The organism is Bordetella ansorpii (assembly GCF_900078705.1).
In the GTDB taxonomy this organism is placed as follows: domain Bacteria; phylum Pseudomonadota; class Gammaproteobacteria; order Burkholderiales; family Burkholderiaceae_B; genus Bordetella; species Bordetella ansorpii_A.
Window position 1 is genome coordinate 301,897 of sequence record NZ_FKIF01000008.1, and the last position, 15,027, is coordinate 316,923.

Here is a 15,027-nt window from a genome sequence, read left to right on the forward strand (position 1 = left end):
TCTGACGATGCGCGCTTCTTCGCAAAAAACGCTGTACCTCTCCAACCGCGCGCGGTTGCAGCGCCCGCAAGCCGCCGATCCGGTCCTCGATGCGTTCGAGGCGAACTGGATCGCCGAACGGCTGGACACCTTCGGCCAGGTCGCGTTCCCCGATACGCTCACGCAACTGCAAGCGGCGCTCGATAGCCAAATCGCCGCCGAGCAGCAATCGACCGATCCGAGCGCGGCCTACGTGGCCCAACACATGAGCCGTGACGCATTTCGGGTCTTGGTGCAAGAGTTCGCCATCGACGGGCTCACCGAGGCGCAGGTTTTCTATTTCGCGTTGCCCCGGTTGCCGCTGCCTGCACAAATGCCTCTGCTCAGGATCATGATCGACGAGTTCGGTTCGGGAAACCTCAAGCGTGCGCACACCACGCTCTACGAGGACCTGTTGCGTGAACTGGACATGCCGCTGGACCTGGAGCACTACCTGGACCAGGTTGAAGAAACCAGCTTCGAATTCGTGAATCTGTTTTTCTGGCTCGCGCTGCGGGCCGACGATCCCTCGTACTTTGCCGGCGCGCTGACCTATCTGGAAACGGCAATCCCCGCGTTCTTTGAGTGCTACGCCCAAGGTTGTCATCGACTTGGCATAGGCGCCCATGCGTACTACACCGAGCATCAGCACATCGATGGGTTTCACGCCATTGAGGGCCAGCGTCTGCTCAAGGCCATGAGCGGTGCGGGCTGCTTGCACCCGGGAAAAGCCTTTCTCGGCATCAAATTGGCCAGTCTCATTACCGATGCGGCCTTTCAGCACGCCGTGCGCAAAGCGCAGCGCACGGCGCGCGAGCCGGCCGTCGCCACCCAGGAGCAAGCATGATCCCGGTCCAAGACTACGAGGAGATCGGCCGCTTCACGGTGGTGGTGGGCAACTGCCGCTACAGTATCCCGCGCCATTGCCCACACCGGGCCGGCCGGCTCGATCACGGGTTCATCAGTTCCGCCCGCGGCACGGTGAGCTGCCCCCTGCACCACTCGGTTTTTGACCTGGCGACAGGCATGCAACTGGCCGGGCCGCCCTGCGGCGACATTTCTGTCCACGCCGAGCAGGTCCAGGCCATCCCTATGCAAATTAGAACTCGAGACTGATATGGGCACACCCCTCGATATACACCCAGCAATGGCCTACGCACCGCAGGAGCCGTGGCCACCGTTTTCCGAGTCAGTACTGGGCTGGGACGATTCCTTTCACGACCTCATGCTCAATGATCGCCTACGCATGCACGCCTACCGCGATGCCATCTTCGAGGTTGTGCAGCGTGGCGACTATGTGGTGGACCTGGGAACGGGTACTGGAATACTGAGCCAGTGGGCGCTGGAGGCCGGCGCGGCCCGCGTGACCGGTATCGAGATGAATGCTCACATGCTCGATCTTGCCCGACAGCGTATCGCGAACGTCGGGTACGCGGATCGCTTCGAGGCGGTGAACCAGATCTCTTACGACGTACACCTCGCGAACCCGGCCGATGTGCTCATCTCGGAAATCATCGGGAATCTGGCGGACAACGAGAATTTCCAGCCGATTCTGGCTGATGCGATTGCGCGCTTTCTGCGTCCAGGCGGTGCCATCTTGCCGCAAGCCGTCTCATCTTTCTTGGTGCCCGTCGCCGCCGACCAAGCGCATCGCAATATCGCCGAAGGGTTGGTGTCTCGCCTGAACGATCGCTATGACGTGACCAAGCTGTATGGCCGGCCGGGCATCCGCTCGCCGTTCGACATCTACTACGATTGCATTTTGCCGCGCGACCTCTACTTGAGCCAACCCAAGCGGCTGCGCAGGTATGAGGGCGCCTGGGACCAGCCAGCGACCTACGCGAAGTCTCTCGCTTATACGATGACCACAAACGGCACGCTGACTGGTTTCAAAGGCTATTTCGTTGCCGAGCTTTCCGCGCATACCGTGCTGGATATCTCTGGCGACGATATCTTCGCAGGCACGACCTCCGATAGCTGGAAGCACGCCTACCTGCCGATCCAATCGCCGATCGACGTGCAGGCCGGCGACACGCTGAACCTTGCTTTCAGCCGCCGTTACCCTTCTGGCGAGCCCACCGGGTTTCAGCAGGTGTACGCATGGGCTGGGGGCGTCTACCGCGACGGCACTTTGATCGCGCGCTTTTCCCAGGCGAGTGGCGAATAACCGTTTTCGCCGAATGCGCGCCGACGCAAGGCGCCAGTGACAACATCGGTGCCTCGTAGCCACGCGGCTCCAAGTGCCGTGCCGCGTCACGACAACGCCTTGACCCTCTATACCTCGGTGTTTTTGGCCAGCTTGTGCATGTAGCTGCCTATAGCTGGCATGCCCGGCGCGCTCATGCCGTCAAGGGCCGCAGCGGGCGCCCGTGTCCTCGCCTGCGGCTGCGGGCCGCGCCAGCGCCCGCTGCATTTCCCCCTTGACGGCACGCGCCTGTCATGCCGCGTCGCCTGCATGGGCACGAAGGGCTACCCCGGCCCTTCGTGCCCATGTCCAAGGAGACCTCCATGCAACCCGCACTCGCTTCCCGCTTTGGCCGCTACCGTCGCGAATTCACCAGCACCAACGGCCAGCCGCTGACCGAAGACCAACTGCGCAACGTCGCGCCTTCCATCTTTGCCGATGGCGCGCACGAAAGCCGTTCGGCCCGCTACGCCTACATCCCGACCATCGACATCCTGCGCGGCTTGCGTGCCGAAGGGTTTGAACCCTATACCGCTGTGCAGGCCCACACCCGCAAGGCAGACCACCACGACTACACCAAACACCTGATCCGTCTGCGCCACCGTTCCCACAACGACCAGGACACGGCCCACGAAATCATCCTGCTCAACTCCCACAACGGCAGCAGCGCCTATCAGATGTTGGCCGGCGCCTTCCGCTTTGTTTGCGCCAACGGCCTGATCTGCGGCGACGCATTCCAGGACATCCGCATCCCGCACAAAGGCGACGTGCGCGATCAGGTGCTCGAAGGTGCCAACGTGATCCTGGAAGACTTCGGACTGGTCACCGAGTCGCGCGAACGCATGCGCAGCATTACCGTCACGCCCGACGAAGCCCGCGCCTTCGCCACGGCCGCGCTGCAACTGCGCTACGACGGTCCGGCCGCACCCATCAGCCCCGAGCAGGCCATCGTGCCGCGCCGTGCCGAGGACGCACGCTCGGACCTGTGGTCGGTTTTTAACCGGACCCAAGAAAACTTAGTGCGCGGCGGACTGCCCGGACGCTCGGCCAACAGCCGACGCATCACCACCCGCGCCATCAACGGCATCGATCAGGGCACCGCGCTCAATCGTGCACTGTGGACCCTCGCCGACGAGATGGCCAAGCTCAAAAGCTGACGCCAAGCACGCCGCGCCGCCGCTGGCGGCGCGGCCCGCCCTGAACATGCACAGAGGATGCCACCATGACGCAGCCCAAAGAACCGCCGCTGTATATGTACCGCTGCCCGCGTTGCGCCAGCGATGACGTCGGCCATGACGCGACCAGCCGATTCAATCCGGTTACCCAGACCTGGGAACTCAATAGCGAATATGACGATGCCTGGTGCCAAAAATGCGGCGACGTCTCCCTGGTCGCTTACGAGGTCCAAGGCCAGGCCCTGCACGATCTGCGCGAGCAGGTCCACGCGCACCAAGCGGCCGAGCGCCTGCACGATGCCGCAGGCGATCTGTTCGCCGCTTTGAGGCGAGCCGCCTGGTTCATCGAGCACGCGGGCGCTTTGCCCCCGCCCGAACGCCAGGCCCGCCATGCCGAGGTTCGGCAAGGCTGGGAGAACGCCTTCACCAAAGCCGTCCAAACCTAGCCGCCCCGCGCCCCGACCGGCTCCAGCCGGGGCGCGCTGCGCCAAACCGAATCGTCATCCAATTGCCACCCCGTTGCCACCTTGATGGCAGCGAGACGCCGTCGGTAGCCCCGCAAGGAGAATCACTATGCACGCCCCTTTATCGACCACCGATCCAACCGCCGGTCTGGCGATTGCCGTCAATGCGCTGGACAGCATCTTGCGCCAGTCCGCCGTCCCTTTCATCCATGACATCGCCCGTGCGGCCCTGGACCGCCTCCAGGTGCGCCCGGCCGGCGACAATCTTGTCCGTGTGATCGTCGCCTTCGAGCGCTTCAATCCGCGCCGCTACGGACAGCCGTGGATTGCCCGCGTGATCCGCTGGCCGCTCGGCAAACGCTGCGAATTGTCATTCGGCATCTTTTTGGGCAGCGCCTCAGGCGGGGATGGTGAAATCCTGGCGCGCCCGGGCGACATCATCCGTTGGGGCCAACGCGATCATCGCGGCCGCCACACCTGGGCGCGATGGGGCATTGCGCAGCAAGACGGGAGCGTGCAGCTCTGCGCCGAACGCGATGCCCGGCGCGTTTTCCGCGTATAGCTGACGCTATACCGCCTCTTGCACATGATCGATCAGCTTCATGCCGCCGAACTGGCCGCACCCGTTCCCGGGGGAGCAGGGTGTGCGGATGGTCCTGGACACCGTCAACGCGTGCTGTCTTAAGGTTGAAGCCCTGATTGCTCCGGCGCGTCAGAACGCCATTTCGCGCCACCTCAACGAATGAGGCGTCGATCTTCACCGACGCAGGCCATCGTGGCCCGGTGCGGCTCGGGCGCGACCGCCCCGGCGCGGCCAGTACGGTCGTGCGTGTGCACGGCGCCTTCGGCGGGCCGCACTTCAAAATAGGTCGCATCCGTGCTCTCGAGGTCGGCCAGCGCGGCGCGGCGGGCCGTATCCGCAGCGATCACCCAGCGCCGCGCCACGCGCCAGATATCCTCGGGCAGCTCGCCCTGCAAATTCTCGGCTGTTTGCCACGCATGCCAGCACGTGAGCACGCCATGCGTGCCGCCCAGTGCTGCGTCCAGGGCCCGGCGATAGCGAGTTTCCGCATCCTGGCGTAGCGCGGCGCTCGCGTCAGAATGATGCAAGGTGACGGTGTAGGACATCTTGATTCCAATTAAAGACTGTGTATTTATACAGGAAAATTGCGCACGTGACCCGACGCCCTTGCCGACAGGTCCCGGATGAAATGCTGGCCGGATGGCGCCCCGTTCGGCGGGCGAGCCCGAAGGTGGCCGGCCCGCCGCCAGTAACCGTGCAGTGAAACGTAACGACGAGCAAGCGGTCGTTTCCTGTCATCTTTGTTCCGAACGGCCTTTGATAGCGTCTGAAGATTTTCCCTGGACGATTGACTGAGCATGACGGATCGATACGCAGCAGAACGCGACACGCCGGCCGTCCCGGCATGCATGCGCGCGCCATTTTCCTTGCATTTCGACGGCCAGGCCTTGACCATCCCGCAGCGCGGCTTGCGCTACCAGGCGGTCTCGGGGCGGCCTGCCGCAGGCGGACACTTCGACTATTCCGCGGCACGCCAGCGTCTCGTCAACGTCGGCCCCATCCCCGCCGGACAATACTGGATCGATCTGTCGCAGATGTGGGACAACGCTTGGTATCGTTTCACCGCACCGCGTGCGGCCTGGGGCAACCATCGCATCACCATTCGACCCTATCCCGATACACCGACCTATGGCCGCGGAGGCTTCTTTATCCACGGCGGCGATACGCCAGGTAGCGCGGGCTGCATCGGCCTGACCCACAACATGGACACCTTTGTGCGGGATATCAAGCGTCTGCTAAACGGCTTGCCGCGGTGCTATATACCCTTGACTGTCGAGTATCCGCAATGAATCGGCCCCGCCTGCCCCGAGCGTTGTTCGTCGCGATCCTGCTGGTCCTGGTCATCGTGGTGCTGTACGTGAACGCCATCAATCTGTGGGAGGCTTATGGCAGCGGGCCACCACACTATGGCCGAACCACCAATATGGACAAGTGGGCCAATCCTTGGCCTGCCTTGCTGATCCTCGACGGCCTGGCCATAGCCGTGTGCCTGCTGCTGTATCGCTTGCGCCTGCGCGCACGGTCGCAACGATAACGCGACGCCGTCCATCGCGTGCTCCTTGTCTCCATGCGGGGCGCATCACATGCGCCGGCCCGCAGAGGCACCATTCGCCTTTTTCTGACCGCTTGCGCTGCACAGTGCGCCGGGACTACATCGCGTAGTGTCGGATGCGGGCAGGGGAGGGCTTGCCTGTCGATTCCCAGCGTACCGGACCGTTCTTGCCGTCCAGGGCCGCGCGCTGGGCAGCGCTTGCGGCTTGCGCCGGTGCCCCCTTGACGGCTGCGCTGCGGCCCGGCCCGGGCCTGGGGCCAGGCAATCCCGCCTGGTGCCTCAGGAGCACCTTATGACGACGCAGCGTCCCATCTTCGATCCTGACCACGACCACGTGTCAGCCGCCGCCGAACCGCCCACATTGATGGTGCGGGAAAGATCACGCCACTATCGACCCGCCGCGCCCGACGAAATTTTCAGCGCCGCCCGCCATGCTGCCCATTCGGTATTGGCGGATCGACCTTGCGTGGCCGCGACCCAGCGTGCGCGCGCGTGGTGCGCGGCGATGCTTTGCGCGCGTGACGTCGAGGTCTTTGCCGTGCTTGCGCTGGACAATCAGCACTGCGTGGTGGCCTACGACGAATTGTTCCGCGGAACCGTTGCGGAGTGCGCGGTCTATCCGCGCGAGGTCTTGCAGCTACTGCTTCGCCGCGGCGCGACGGCCGCCATCATCACGCACAATCATCCCAGCGGGAATCCCCAGTTCAGCGAGGCCGACAAGAGGTTGACGCACACACTACGCCAGGCCTTGGAGCTGGTCGATATCCGTTTGCTTGACCACATCCTGGTCGCCGGCGGCGAGACCGTTTCATTCGCCGAAGCCGGGCTGCTGTAGAGCCCGGGCGCGGGCGCCGTCAGGCGCCCGCTGATCGTAGCGGTGCCGGGCACAGCCACCGCAGAGGCTGCCAGGCGTCCAGATGTCGCGTTTTTCGGAAACGCCACCGACATCTTTTCGGCCTATAAGCGACAGAATCACACAGCGCTCAGCGCAAGCCAAAGAGGGGCCAAAGTTCAGCGATGCACAGGGTAGGCCGCGCTTTGCCGCCCCGGGAGAACCAGATGCACAGCCGCCATTATTTCGTGTCGGTCAAGGACATGGATGCGCATTTCTTAGAATTCGTGCAGGATGATTGCCAAGACGACGATCAACCGCTCTACTGCGTGATCCCCCATACGCAGATCCAAAGCCGGTTCGGGTTCTTGCTCAACGAACTACCGACCGAACACCCGCTCGTGCAGGTTCGTCAGTACATCGAATCTCACGTCGATCCTCGATTGTCGGCAGCCATCCTTGATGATTGGCAAACACTTTCCCTCCAAGACGTTGCCACGCTCGCACGTTTGGTCGCGTTTCGCGTGCTGGTGCTGCGCATTCTCCATTCGGCACATACCCCGTACCTGTTGCAGGAGGAACTGCGCTACAACTACCTGTGGCGCTGGTTCTGTGGTGAGCAATTTCTGCTTGTCGACGTACCGGGTGCGGCCAGAATCGATGAAATGCTCGCCGAGCTGAGCGACGGCAACAATCTGGCGCCCATACTTCTGGACGTGATCGACGCGGCACAGCAACTGGACCCGCATGGCTACGAGGCCTTCCAGATCGATCATGCTGGGCTAGCGCAATGGCATTCCCAACATTGATCCCCATCGTCGGCGACAGCGCCGGGCTCTCTGCCACCGTTCAAGGAACCTACTCATGACGGTTCGCTATCACATCGCATTTTGGAACGTCGAAAATCTTTTCGCCCCGCAAGACTACCCCGATCGGGAACCCTGGATCGCCAGCGCCGTGGGTGCCGACTTGAAGGGCTGGACCCAGGCGCTGTACGAGCGCAAGCTCGCGCAGCTCGCGGCGGTCATCAGCCGGATGAACGGCGGCCTGGGGCCGGACATCCTGGGCGTGTGCGAGATCGAGAACCGCTATGTGCTCGATGCGCTGATTGCCGTGTTGGCTCAGGCGCTGCCCCACCGTCGCTACAAGACCATCCACGCCGACGCGAGCCGCGATCGGCGCGGCATCGACACGGCTTTTCTGTACGACGGCAAGGTCTTCAAGGCCAAGGACCTGTTTCACCACGCGGTGCTGCGCCGCACCGGCACGCGCGACATCACGCAGGCGACCTTCGTCACCAAGGCCGGCGCGGAGCTGGTGGCGATGGCCAACCACTGGCCTTCGCGCACGGGCGGGGCGGAATTGAGCCGAGGCTTTCGGATGACGGCCGGCGAGACCGTCGGCTACTGGCACGAGCGTATCCGCGAGGAAAAAGGCGAGGATGCGGCGCTGATCGTGATGGGGGACTTCAACGACGACCCCTTTGATCCTTCCGTGACGATCCATGCTGGCGGCACACGCGAGCTGTCGGATGTGCAGCGTGCCCGCAGCGCGCGGCTGTACAACCTGAGCTGGCAATATCTGGCGCAAGAGCTCGTGGACGTGGCCGGCCAGATGCGCGTGGTCAACGGCACGATCTACTACCAGGGCGATGCCAACCTGTTCGATCAGATCCTGGTGTCGCGCGGGCTGCTGCTCGATCGCGCGCCACTGGCCGTGGAACTGCCCAGCGCCCGCATCGAGGCGTTTCCCGAGCAGGTCTCCAAGAGCGTGGCCACGCCCGAACCGATTCGATTCGGGCTACCGCGAGGCAACGCCGGGAAAAACGTGAACGAGGATGGTTTCAGCGATCACTATCCGGTGTCGGTGGTGATCGTGGAAAACTGACCTGGCGCATTGGCCAAAACTCGAGGCCGGCCACCATGTCCCCCGGCGCGCGCGCGGGGATTGCGCGCAGGTGCGAAAGGGCCGCCCCAGGGGGGGCGGCCCACACCAACCATGAACTGGTCAGCTCTTAGAGCGCGGCATCGCGCAATTTTTTCAGCGCACGCACCTTGATGCGAACGGTCGCCGGCTTCGCCGCGAAAACCTGTTCTTCCTTGGTGAACGGGTTGATCCCCTTACGCTTGGGCTTGGCAGGGACCTTCTGTACACCAACCTTCAGCAGTCCCGGCAGCGTGAATTCGCCTGTGCCCTTGGACGCGCAATGTGCGCACGCGCCGCGAAGCCAGCAGGAATTCGCGCCGGCCCAGGGGAAAGACACGCCACCCACGGTCGAGCAGCGCCCGGACGGCTCTTAGCCGCGACCTACGCCGCCTGCCCACCCCGCCGGCTCGGCAAGCCGAGAGCGTTGTGCGGTCTTGCCCTTCCCGTCACCGTATCACGGCGCTCGAGCCGTAAAGGGCGACGCGCGTGCGCGCCGCGGCCTGGCGGCCGGCTGCGCCCCTGGACGGCTTGCGCTGCGCCGTGCTGGGTTCGATGCCGGGCAATTCCGCCCGTGCAACCGGAGATCCACATGAATGCGCTTATCACCCCAGCCGAGCACGATGTGCTGGCAGCCAATGGCCATCTCTCACGCCAGGACCCCAGCTTCGACCCGATGCCGGTGCTCAAGCTGTTCAGGCCCGACGCCAATGCCACCTGGCTGCTGACCGAGACTGACCCAGACGATGCCGACCGTGCCTATGGCCTGTGTGACCTGGGCCAGGGCACACCGGAATTGGGCTGGGTCAGTTTGCAGGAACTCATGGAGGTCCTTGGCCCCATGCGTATGCCCATCGCCCGCGATATGTACTTCGTCCCGCGACAGACGCTGAGCGCCTATGCACGTGATGCACAGCGGGCAGGTTCGATCGTAATGTAGATCGACCAGGCGCGCCGCCAGAGGGCGGCGCGCCTTTGAGCACCAGGTCGACACACCGACGTGCTGCACATAGGGGGGCGGTATTGCCGTGGGCCGCACCTTATCACGGCGTTCTCGCCGGCAAGGGCGGGCGCGTGCAAGCACGCTTGCGGCCTGGCGGCCGGCTGCGCCCCTTGACGGCTTGCGCTGCGCCGTGCCGGTTCCGGCGCCGGGCAATTCCGCCCGAGCAACCGGAGATCGTCATGAACGACAAATCGCATGTTTCGATGGAGCAACACGTCTGCCTGGTCTGCGGCCAGGCTTTTGAAACCGGCTCCCTTCTGCTGGACAAGCGTTTGCGTGCCAGTTTGAAGCCCCACACCGTGACGGGTTGGGGACTATGCGCCGAGCATCAGAAGCTATTTGACGACGGGTTTGTCGCCTTGGTGGAGTGCGACCCCGCGCGTAGCGGCAATCCTTCGGCCGGCCGGGCCATCCAGCCCGAGCAAGCATATCGCACAGGGCGTATCGCGCACTTGAAACGGCAGGCCTTTACGCAGGTCTTCAGCGTACCGAGTGCCGACGGGTTGCCATGCGTCTTTGTCGAGCCGGGTGTCATAGACCTGCTCGCTGCGAGGGTGTCGCCAGCGGCCGGATGATGCAGGCCAGAAGCGCCGCCTTGCAGCGGCGCTTCTGGCGCTACTACGATGCCTGGCAGCCCGCGACCGCGGGCTCGGCCAGGAAATCGGGTAAGGGCAGGCGGGCGGTGCGCATGATGGACAAGATGGTGGCCTGGTTGGCCGTGATGACGGGCAGCCCCAAGTGTCCGAGCAACAGCGGCACGGCGTCCAGTGTCCGCCAAGCGGTGCACGGCAGCACCACGGCATCGGCACGTCGGTCGGCGTGGCGCATCACATGCTCGAAGACTTCGCGGGGCGTCTGGGACCACAGGGGCGGCGACTGCGGCGCAGGGCGGCTGTCGCCCACCAGGTGCGCGACCTTGAAACCGGCATCTTCGAAAAAGGCCCGCAACACATCGTTGTTCCAGCTCGGGTAAGGGGTGACCACCGATAGCCGCCAGGCGCTCAGCTCGGTGAGCCTGTCGATGATCGCCAATGACGGCAGCACCACGGGGCAGCCGGCTTGCGCTTCTAGGCGTTCGAGCAGTTGCATCGCACCTGCACGCTGCTCGAAGAATGATGCCGTCGTAAATCCGTAGGTCAGGACATCGGGACGGATGCGGCGCAGCAGTGCCGCGCCATTCTCCGCGGCCACGTTGGCCTCGATCATCGATTCGGCGCATTCGGCGGGATAGGCGTGGCGCGTGGCGACACGATGGCTATGGATGGTGGCGTGGCGAATCAGGCTGCGCCACAAGTCGGGCTCGAACACGACATTTCCGGCAGGAACCAGCGCGCCGATCCTGGGCAGCGTGGCGTCGTCCAAAGGCATCTCACACCTCCTTCGTTCTTGTCCTTGATGGACCGGCCAGCATCGACGCGCGGTGCCGGTCGGATACAGCTCCGATCATAAACAACCGCGATGCGCGTGGTCGCGCGCCCAGCGCCAGCCGGCCTCGTGCTGGCTATCGTAGGCCGTTGTCCGCGTGATCGGGGAAAAACTCTCGGACGTCGGCCAGGAACTCGTCTTGCTGCAGCATCAGGATGAGCGCCTGCAAGGGTCGCGCGTCGGCGTAGGGCGCGTGAACCGTCTCGCCCTCGACGATGCGGCAGAGCAAATCGTCGTCATCCAGGTTGATGTGCGTGCGGCATGCCGCCGGCCGCTGCGCGTAGCTGGTGCATTGCCCTTCGGCGCCGAGAAACGGGCAGGGCGTGGTTTTTCCCTCTCTGGCATCCAGGTTTTCCAGCACATCGGCATCGAGCAGGTCGCGGAGGGGGATGGCCTTCGCTGGCATGGTCATGGGTCGCGCATTTGCCTCGGCCAGCAGCCGTGCCTCGGCCGACGTGATCAGCAGCGGCAGATGGCAGCAATGGGCACAGCCACGGCGGCAGGCCGCCTGCGCCATCAGTGGTTCGGCCCACGTCGATGCCGCCCGATGCAGCAGCACCGTGCGCTGGCGCGGCGCGTTCGCGTGCGAAGCACGCACGAGCAGCAGCTTGACCGCGCGCAGGCCTTGGGCGGCGCGCTGCGTTTTGGCTTGCGCGCGCGTCATCGCCACAGGCTCGCGCTGACGCTGCGCCGCCAGCAGTTGTATAGATGCAAGGGTCACGAATCGTGCTCGGTGGCGGCGCCGGGTTTGCCGGATGAGCCTGCGGCTCGCCTCAGTGTTTGGGCGCCAAGGTAGGCAGTACGTGGTTGGGATCGTACACCCGCAGTTGCGCGCGGGGCCGCATCGAACTGCGGTAGAGCACCAGGTTCGTGCCGCCGGCCAGGGCCTGCGAGGGAAACAGGATGCCGTCCAGTCCGGCCGCCACCACGTCATCGGCCATGTACCAGGTGGGAGGCTCGATGCCTTTGTTGAACCACTCGGCACGCCAGTCGACCCCGAAATCGGCCCACAAGGGCGGCCATGTCGCCGGGTCGAACCCGGCGCTCAGGTCAGCCACCCGCACGCCACGGACAAAGAACGTGCAGATCGTGCCAGGCGGCAGCCAGGGGTTGTCCTGCCGGTACTCGGCCAGCGCGGTCGCGTCGTCCACGGACAGGTATAGGGCTTCCTGGCCGGGGCGATTGAAGCGCCCGCCCTGGCGCGCAGCCCCAGCACCCGACAGCGGTGTGCCGGCATAGGCCGGCGAGATCACGCGGTAGAAAACGTCGTCGGCAGACTCACCGAGCAGCGTGGCCGGAATCATCCGGCAGCGCCGCCCGCCACGGACTCCAGATAGGCGATGACCGCATCGGCCCGTCCCTCTTGGATCAAGGTGTCGGCCGTCTTGTAATCGAAGGTGCGCAGCGGCTCGTTGCGCAGCAAGAAGGCGGCGCGTGCTTCATCGCCCGTCAGCTCGGTGGCCACAGCCAGTACCCGCACCATGTCCTGCAAGTATTTCTGCAACTGCGGCGCCTGCGGCCTGGCCGTTGGCGTATTGCGATGCACGTGGGCGCGCTCGGCCAGCTCCTGAATCTGGAAGCCAAAAAATGCACCGACCCGCGCGGGCGACAGATACGGCGTGTCGGGTTCGCGGAATCGCTCGGCAAAGGGCGCTGACAAGATGGCAGTCATGGCGGGTTCCCTGTGGGCAACTTTAATGCAGCTATTTTGCACTGTAAATGCAAAGAAACGCAACCGCCGCGCCTCGCGTCGTGCACCGTTGCCTTGCTTCGCCGTCATATGGGGCAAACCACCCGGCGAGGAGCCACATGCCGATCGCGGTGTGCTCGGCCAACCCTGCGGCCGCGCAGGTTCGCTGTTCAAAGCTATTGCTCGAGCCAGTCAAGCAAGGTCTCTATATCCCTATACAACTGGCAAAGCGAAGCTTCGGCCATCAAGTGCCATGTCGCCGAGAAATCCGACGGGTGCGCTTTGTCGACCAGTGCCTCAAGCTGCATGCTTACAGCCTCGAGCCGTCGTTTTTCTGCGAGAACTTTGCGTCGGTCGGTTGTCCAGGTCAGAGAGGGCAGAAAGAGGCCGCGTGGTGGTTCGTCAGGTGGGCGGGACTGGAGCGAAGCTGGGGTCGTCATGTTGGCAATCCTCCTGGGATGAAGATTCCACGATAGGCGCGCACAACTCTGCTCGCCAGCCGAAATAACGACAAAGATGCGGGGATTTCGGCATCAGCCCTTGCGGCAGTCCACAAGCTGGCGCTTCCGTCAGAGGCAGTTCAGCCGTGGTCGTAGCCATGCCGTGCGTGTCCGCGTGGCCTTGCGGCCGCGCGGTCGGGCTGTCGCGCTACACGTCGAGCCCGCTAGCGGTCTCGCCCCAGACCCTCCGTTTGCACCTTCGGGTCGGGCTTTCATCCCTCACGCGAACCTCGCACCCCAAGGGTGCTGCGCGCTGACGCTTGCATGGCGCGCGGCCTACGGCCACGCAGGTTAGGGGCCGCAAGCGGCCCTGCGGCGCTCGCCGCGCGGCCAGCTCCACAGGCGACAGGCAAGGGTCACGGTGCGCCAAGCCTGCGGTTCGGGCCCGTAAGCACCGACCGTACCACGCTGGTCTGTCGGTCAAGGGGGCTTTCATAAAAGTCGGCGCGAACCGCGCCCGCCGACTTTTACAAACCTTCCCCCATTGCCCGCCCGCCCTTGCGCGGTGACGTGTCGGCACGGGCGCGAACTCACAGGACTGGCGGCATACACCGACGGCCCCGTAGTCGCAGATGAAGCTGAAACCCCCACGTGGGGCGGAATCTTCAGGCCCGGTCAGCCCAACCCCCCAACCCTGCAAGGAGTTTCATCATGGCTTCCGTCAACAAGGCAATCATCGTCGGCAACCTCGGCCAAGACCCCACCATCCGCTACACCCCCGAAGGCGTGGCAATGGGCAACCTGTCCATCGCCACCACCACGCGCTGGAAGGACAAGCAAACGGGCGAGGCCCGCGAAGAAACCGAATGGCACCGCATCGCCCTCTTTAACCGTCTGGCCGAAATCGCGGGCGAGTATCTCCGCAAGGGTAGCTCGGTCTACATCGAAGGTCGCCTGCGCACCCGCAAATGGCAGGACAAGGAAACCGGCCAGGAACGCTACACCACCGAAATCGTGGCCGAAAGCCTGCAAATGCTCGGCAGCCGCGACCGTCCCGCCGACAACTCCGCCGATAACGTCGACGCTGCACCGCCCGCCGAGAACGCCGCACCGGCTACCCCCGCGCCCAAGCGCACCGCGCGCCGTCCGGCCCGAGGCAAGGCCGCACAAGAAGCCGCCGACCACGCCGCCGCGCAAGCGGCCCCCGCGCTCGCGGACCTGGACGATTCGGACATCCCCTTCTAACGCACCCCGCGCCCGGCCCCGCAAGGAGCCGGGTAGCCACCCTGCACAGGAGTTTTCCGTATGGACGTGAACCTCTACACCGATGCGCAGATCACCAGCCGCCTGACGCTGGCCGCGCTGGACCGCCACGGCATCCCCTTCAACCGGATATCGGCCAGCACACAACGCGAATCCCTGCGCGCCGCTGGCATTGGCGAACTGCCCGCGCTCTACGCCAAAGGCCCCTCGGCCCGCGTGTCGTGGTCCGGCTACCGCCCTGACCTGATCGGCCTGTTGGCCGAACTGATCATGCGCGGCCCGCTGGATTCGGCCGACCTCAACGACCCGGACAAAGTCGCCCGCGCCGTGCTGACCCGCGAACAAGCCGTCGCCTGCATCCGCGCCCATCAATTCAACCCCGCCGATTTTTTCGCCAGCCACGGAAACAGCCCGCTCTACCGGGGCAGCGTGGTTTCCCACTGGCTCGGCTACTGACCCGCGTACAAGGAGCAT

20 protein-coding genes and 1 pseudogene are annotated in these 15,027 nt (G+C 64.5%); 15 read left to right on the forward strand and 6 right to left on the reverse strand.

Annotated features, from left to right (window positions below; genetic code table 11):
- The first annotated feature begins 7 nt into the window (after positions 1-7).
- The 6 genes from A6745_RS21930 to A6745_RS21955 all read left to right on the forward strand — a co-directional run bounded on the left by A6745_RS21930 (position 8) and on the right by A6745_RS21955 (position 4,404).
- The gene (locus A6745_RS21930; RefSeq protein WP_066131886.1) at positions 8-865 is read left to right on the forward strand and encodes an iron-containing redox enzyme family protein; all 858 of its coding nucleotides are present in this window, start codon (positions 8-10) and stop codon (positions 863-865) included.
- Complete coding sequence (locus A6745_RS21935) at positions 862-1,134, forward strand: Rieske (2Fe-2S) protein (RefSeq protein WP_066131888.1); 273 nt, start codon at positions 862-864, stop codon at positions 1,132-1,134. Before A6745_RS21930 ends, A6745_RS21935 begins: the two co-directional genes overlap by 4 nt.
- 1 nt (position 1,135) lies before the next feature.
- A complete protein-coding gene (locus A6745_RS21940; RefSeq protein ID WP_066131891.1) occupies positions 1,136-2,185 on the forward strand; it encodes a methyltransferase domain-containing protein in 1,050 nt (349 codons plus the stop codon).
- Positions 2,186-2,526: 341 nt separating this feature from the next.
- Positions 2,527-3,360 (forward strand): DUF932 domain-containing protein, encoded by an 834-nt coding sequence (locus tag A6745_RS21945; RefSeq protein WP_066131894.1) that lies wholly within the window; start codon positions 2,527-2,529, stop codon positions 3,358-3,360.
- A gap of 65 nt (positions 3,361-3,425) precedes the next feature.
- Positions 3,426-3,824 carry a hypothetical protein gene (locus A6745_RS21950; RefSeq protein WP_066131895.1) on the forward strand — a complete coding sequence of 133 codons (399 nt, stop codon included), beginning with the start codon at positions 3,426-3,428 and terminating at the stop codon, positions 3,822-3,824.
- Between the two features lie 127 nt (positions 3,825-3,951).
- Positions 3,952-4,404 carry a hypothetical protein gene (locus tag A6745_RS21955; RefSeq protein WP_066131898.1) on the forward strand — a complete coding sequence of 151 codons (453 nt, stop codon included), beginning with the start codon at positions 3,952-3,954 and terminating at the stop codon, positions 4,402-4,404.
- Positions 4,405-4,577: 173 nt separating this feature from the next.
- Here A6745_RS21955 and A6745_RS21960 read toward each other — a convergent pair whose 3' ends face one another.
- Positions 4,578-4,970 carry a hypothetical protein gene (locus A6745_RS21960; protein ID WP_066131901.1) on the reverse strand — a complete coding sequence of 131 codons (393 nt, stop codon included), beginning with the start codon at positions 4,968-4,970 and terminating at the stop codon, positions 4,578-4,580.
- 252 nt (positions 4,971-5,222) lie between these two features.
- Between A6745_RS21960 and A6745_RS21965 the strand changes: the two genes are divergently transcribed.
- From A6745_RS21965 to A6745_RS21985, 5 genes are all read left to right on the forward strand, one after another.
- Complete coding sequence (locus A6745_RS21965) at positions 5,223-5,714, forward strand: tlde1 domain-containing protein (RefSeq protein WP_066131903.1); 492 nt, start codon at positions 5,223-5,225, stop codon at positions 5,712-5,714.
- Complete coding sequence (locus A6745_RS21970) at positions 5,711-5,959, forward strand: hypothetical protein (RefSeq protein ID WP_066131905.1); 249 nt, start codon at positions 5,711-5,713, stop codon at positions 5,957-5,959. The genes A6745_RS21965 and A6745_RS21970 overlap by 4 nt, the downstream gene beginning before the upstream one ends.
- Positions 5,960-6,269: 310 nt before the next feature.
- Entirely contained in the window at positions 6,270-6,812 is a 543-nt protein-coding gene (locus A6745_RS21975; protein ID WP_066131906.1) for a JAB domain-containing protein, read from the forward strand.
- A 224-nt stretch (positions 6,813-7,036) separates the two neighbouring features.
- Complete coding sequence (locus tag A6745_RS21980; RefSeq protein WP_066131907.1) at positions 7,037-7,618, forward strand: hypothetical protein; 582 nt, start codon at positions 7,037-7,039, stop codon at positions 7,616-7,618.
- Positions 7,619-7,673: 55 nt separating this feature from the next.
- Positions 7,674-8,696, forward strand: a complete 1,023-nt coding sequence (locus A6745_RS21985) for an endonuclease/exonuclease/phosphatase family protein (protein WP_066131908.1) — start codon at positions 7,674-7,676, stop codon at positions 8,694-8,696.
- A gap of 127 nt (positions 8,697-8,823) precedes the next feature.
- Here the strand turns inward: A6745_RS21985 and A6745_RS21990 are convergent.
- A pseudogene (locus tag A6745_RS21990) lies at positions 8,824-9,006 on the reverse strand (HU family DNA-binding protein); the annotation flags it as partial.
- A 318-nt stretch (positions 9,007-9,324) separates the two neighbouring features.
- Here A6745_RS21990 and A6745_RS21995 point away from each other — a divergent pair.
- Both A6745_RS21995 and A6745_RS22000 read left to right on the forward strand, forming a co-directional pair.
- Positions 9,325-9,672, forward strand: coding sequence for a DUF2958 domain-containing protein (locus tag A6745_RS21995; protein WP_066131911.1), 348 nt, complete (start codon positions 9,325-9,327; stop codon positions 9,670-9,672).
- A gap of 242 nt (positions 9,673-9,914) precedes the next feature.
- On the forward strand, positions 9,915-10,310 hold the full coding sequence (locus A6745_RS22000; protein ID WP_066131914.1) for an ATPase: 396 nt from the start codon (positions 9,915-9,917) through the stop codon (positions 10,308-10,310).
- Positions 10,311-10,353: 43 nt separating this feature from the next.
- Here A6745_RS22000 and A6745_RS22005 read toward each other — a convergent pair whose 3' ends face one another.
- The 4 genes from A6745_RS22005 to A6745_RS22020 all read right to left on the reverse strand — a co-directional run bounded on the left by A6745_RS22005 (position 10,354) and on the right by A6745_RS22020 (position 12,832).
- Positions 10,354-11,103, reverse strand: coding sequence for a maleate cis-trans isomerase family protein (locus A6745_RS22005; protein WP_066131917.1), 750 nt, complete (start codon positions 11,101-11,103; stop codon positions 10,354-10,356).
- 133 nt (positions 11,104-11,236) lie between these two features.
- Positions 11,237-11,881, reverse strand: a complete 645-nt coding sequence (locus A6745_RS22010; RefSeq protein ID WP_156513490.1) for a YkgJ family cysteine cluster protein — start codon at positions 11,879-11,881, stop codon at positions 11,237-11,239.
- A gap of 52 nt (positions 11,882-11,933) precedes the next feature.
- On the reverse strand, positions 11,934-12,464 hold the full coding sequence (locus tag A6745_RS22015; protein ID WP_066131924.1) for an RES family NAD+ phosphorylase: 531 nt from the start codon (positions 12,462-12,464) through the stop codon (positions 11,934-11,936).
- Positions 12,461-12,832, reverse strand: a complete 372-nt coding sequence (locus A6745_RS22020) for an antitoxin Xre/MbcA/ParS toxin-binding domain-containing protein (RefSeq protein ID WP_066131926.1) — start codon at positions 12,830-12,832, stop codon at positions 12,461-12,463. The genes A6745_RS22015 and A6745_RS22020 overlap by 4 nt, the downstream gene beginning before the upstream one ends.
- Before the next feature lie 1,169 nt (positions 12,833-14,001).
- On the opposite strand from A6745_RS22020, the gene ssb reads away from it, so the two are divergent.
- Together ssb and A6745_RS22030 are read left to right on the forward strand one after the other, a co-directional pair.
- The gene (gene ssb, locus A6745_RS22025) at positions 14,002-14,535 is read left to right on the forward strand and encodes a single-stranded DNA-binding protein (RefSeq protein WP_066131927.1); all 534 of its coding nucleotides are present in this window, start codon (positions 14,002-14,004) and stop codon (positions 14,533-14,535) included.
- A gap of 60 nt (positions 14,536-14,595) precedes the next feature.
- Complete coding sequence (locus A6745_RS22030; protein WP_066131928.1) at positions 14,596-15,009, forward strand: thioredoxin domain-containing protein; 414 nt, start codon at positions 14,596-14,598, stop codon at positions 15,007-15,009.
- Positions 15,010-15,027: the final 18 nt, after the last annotated feature.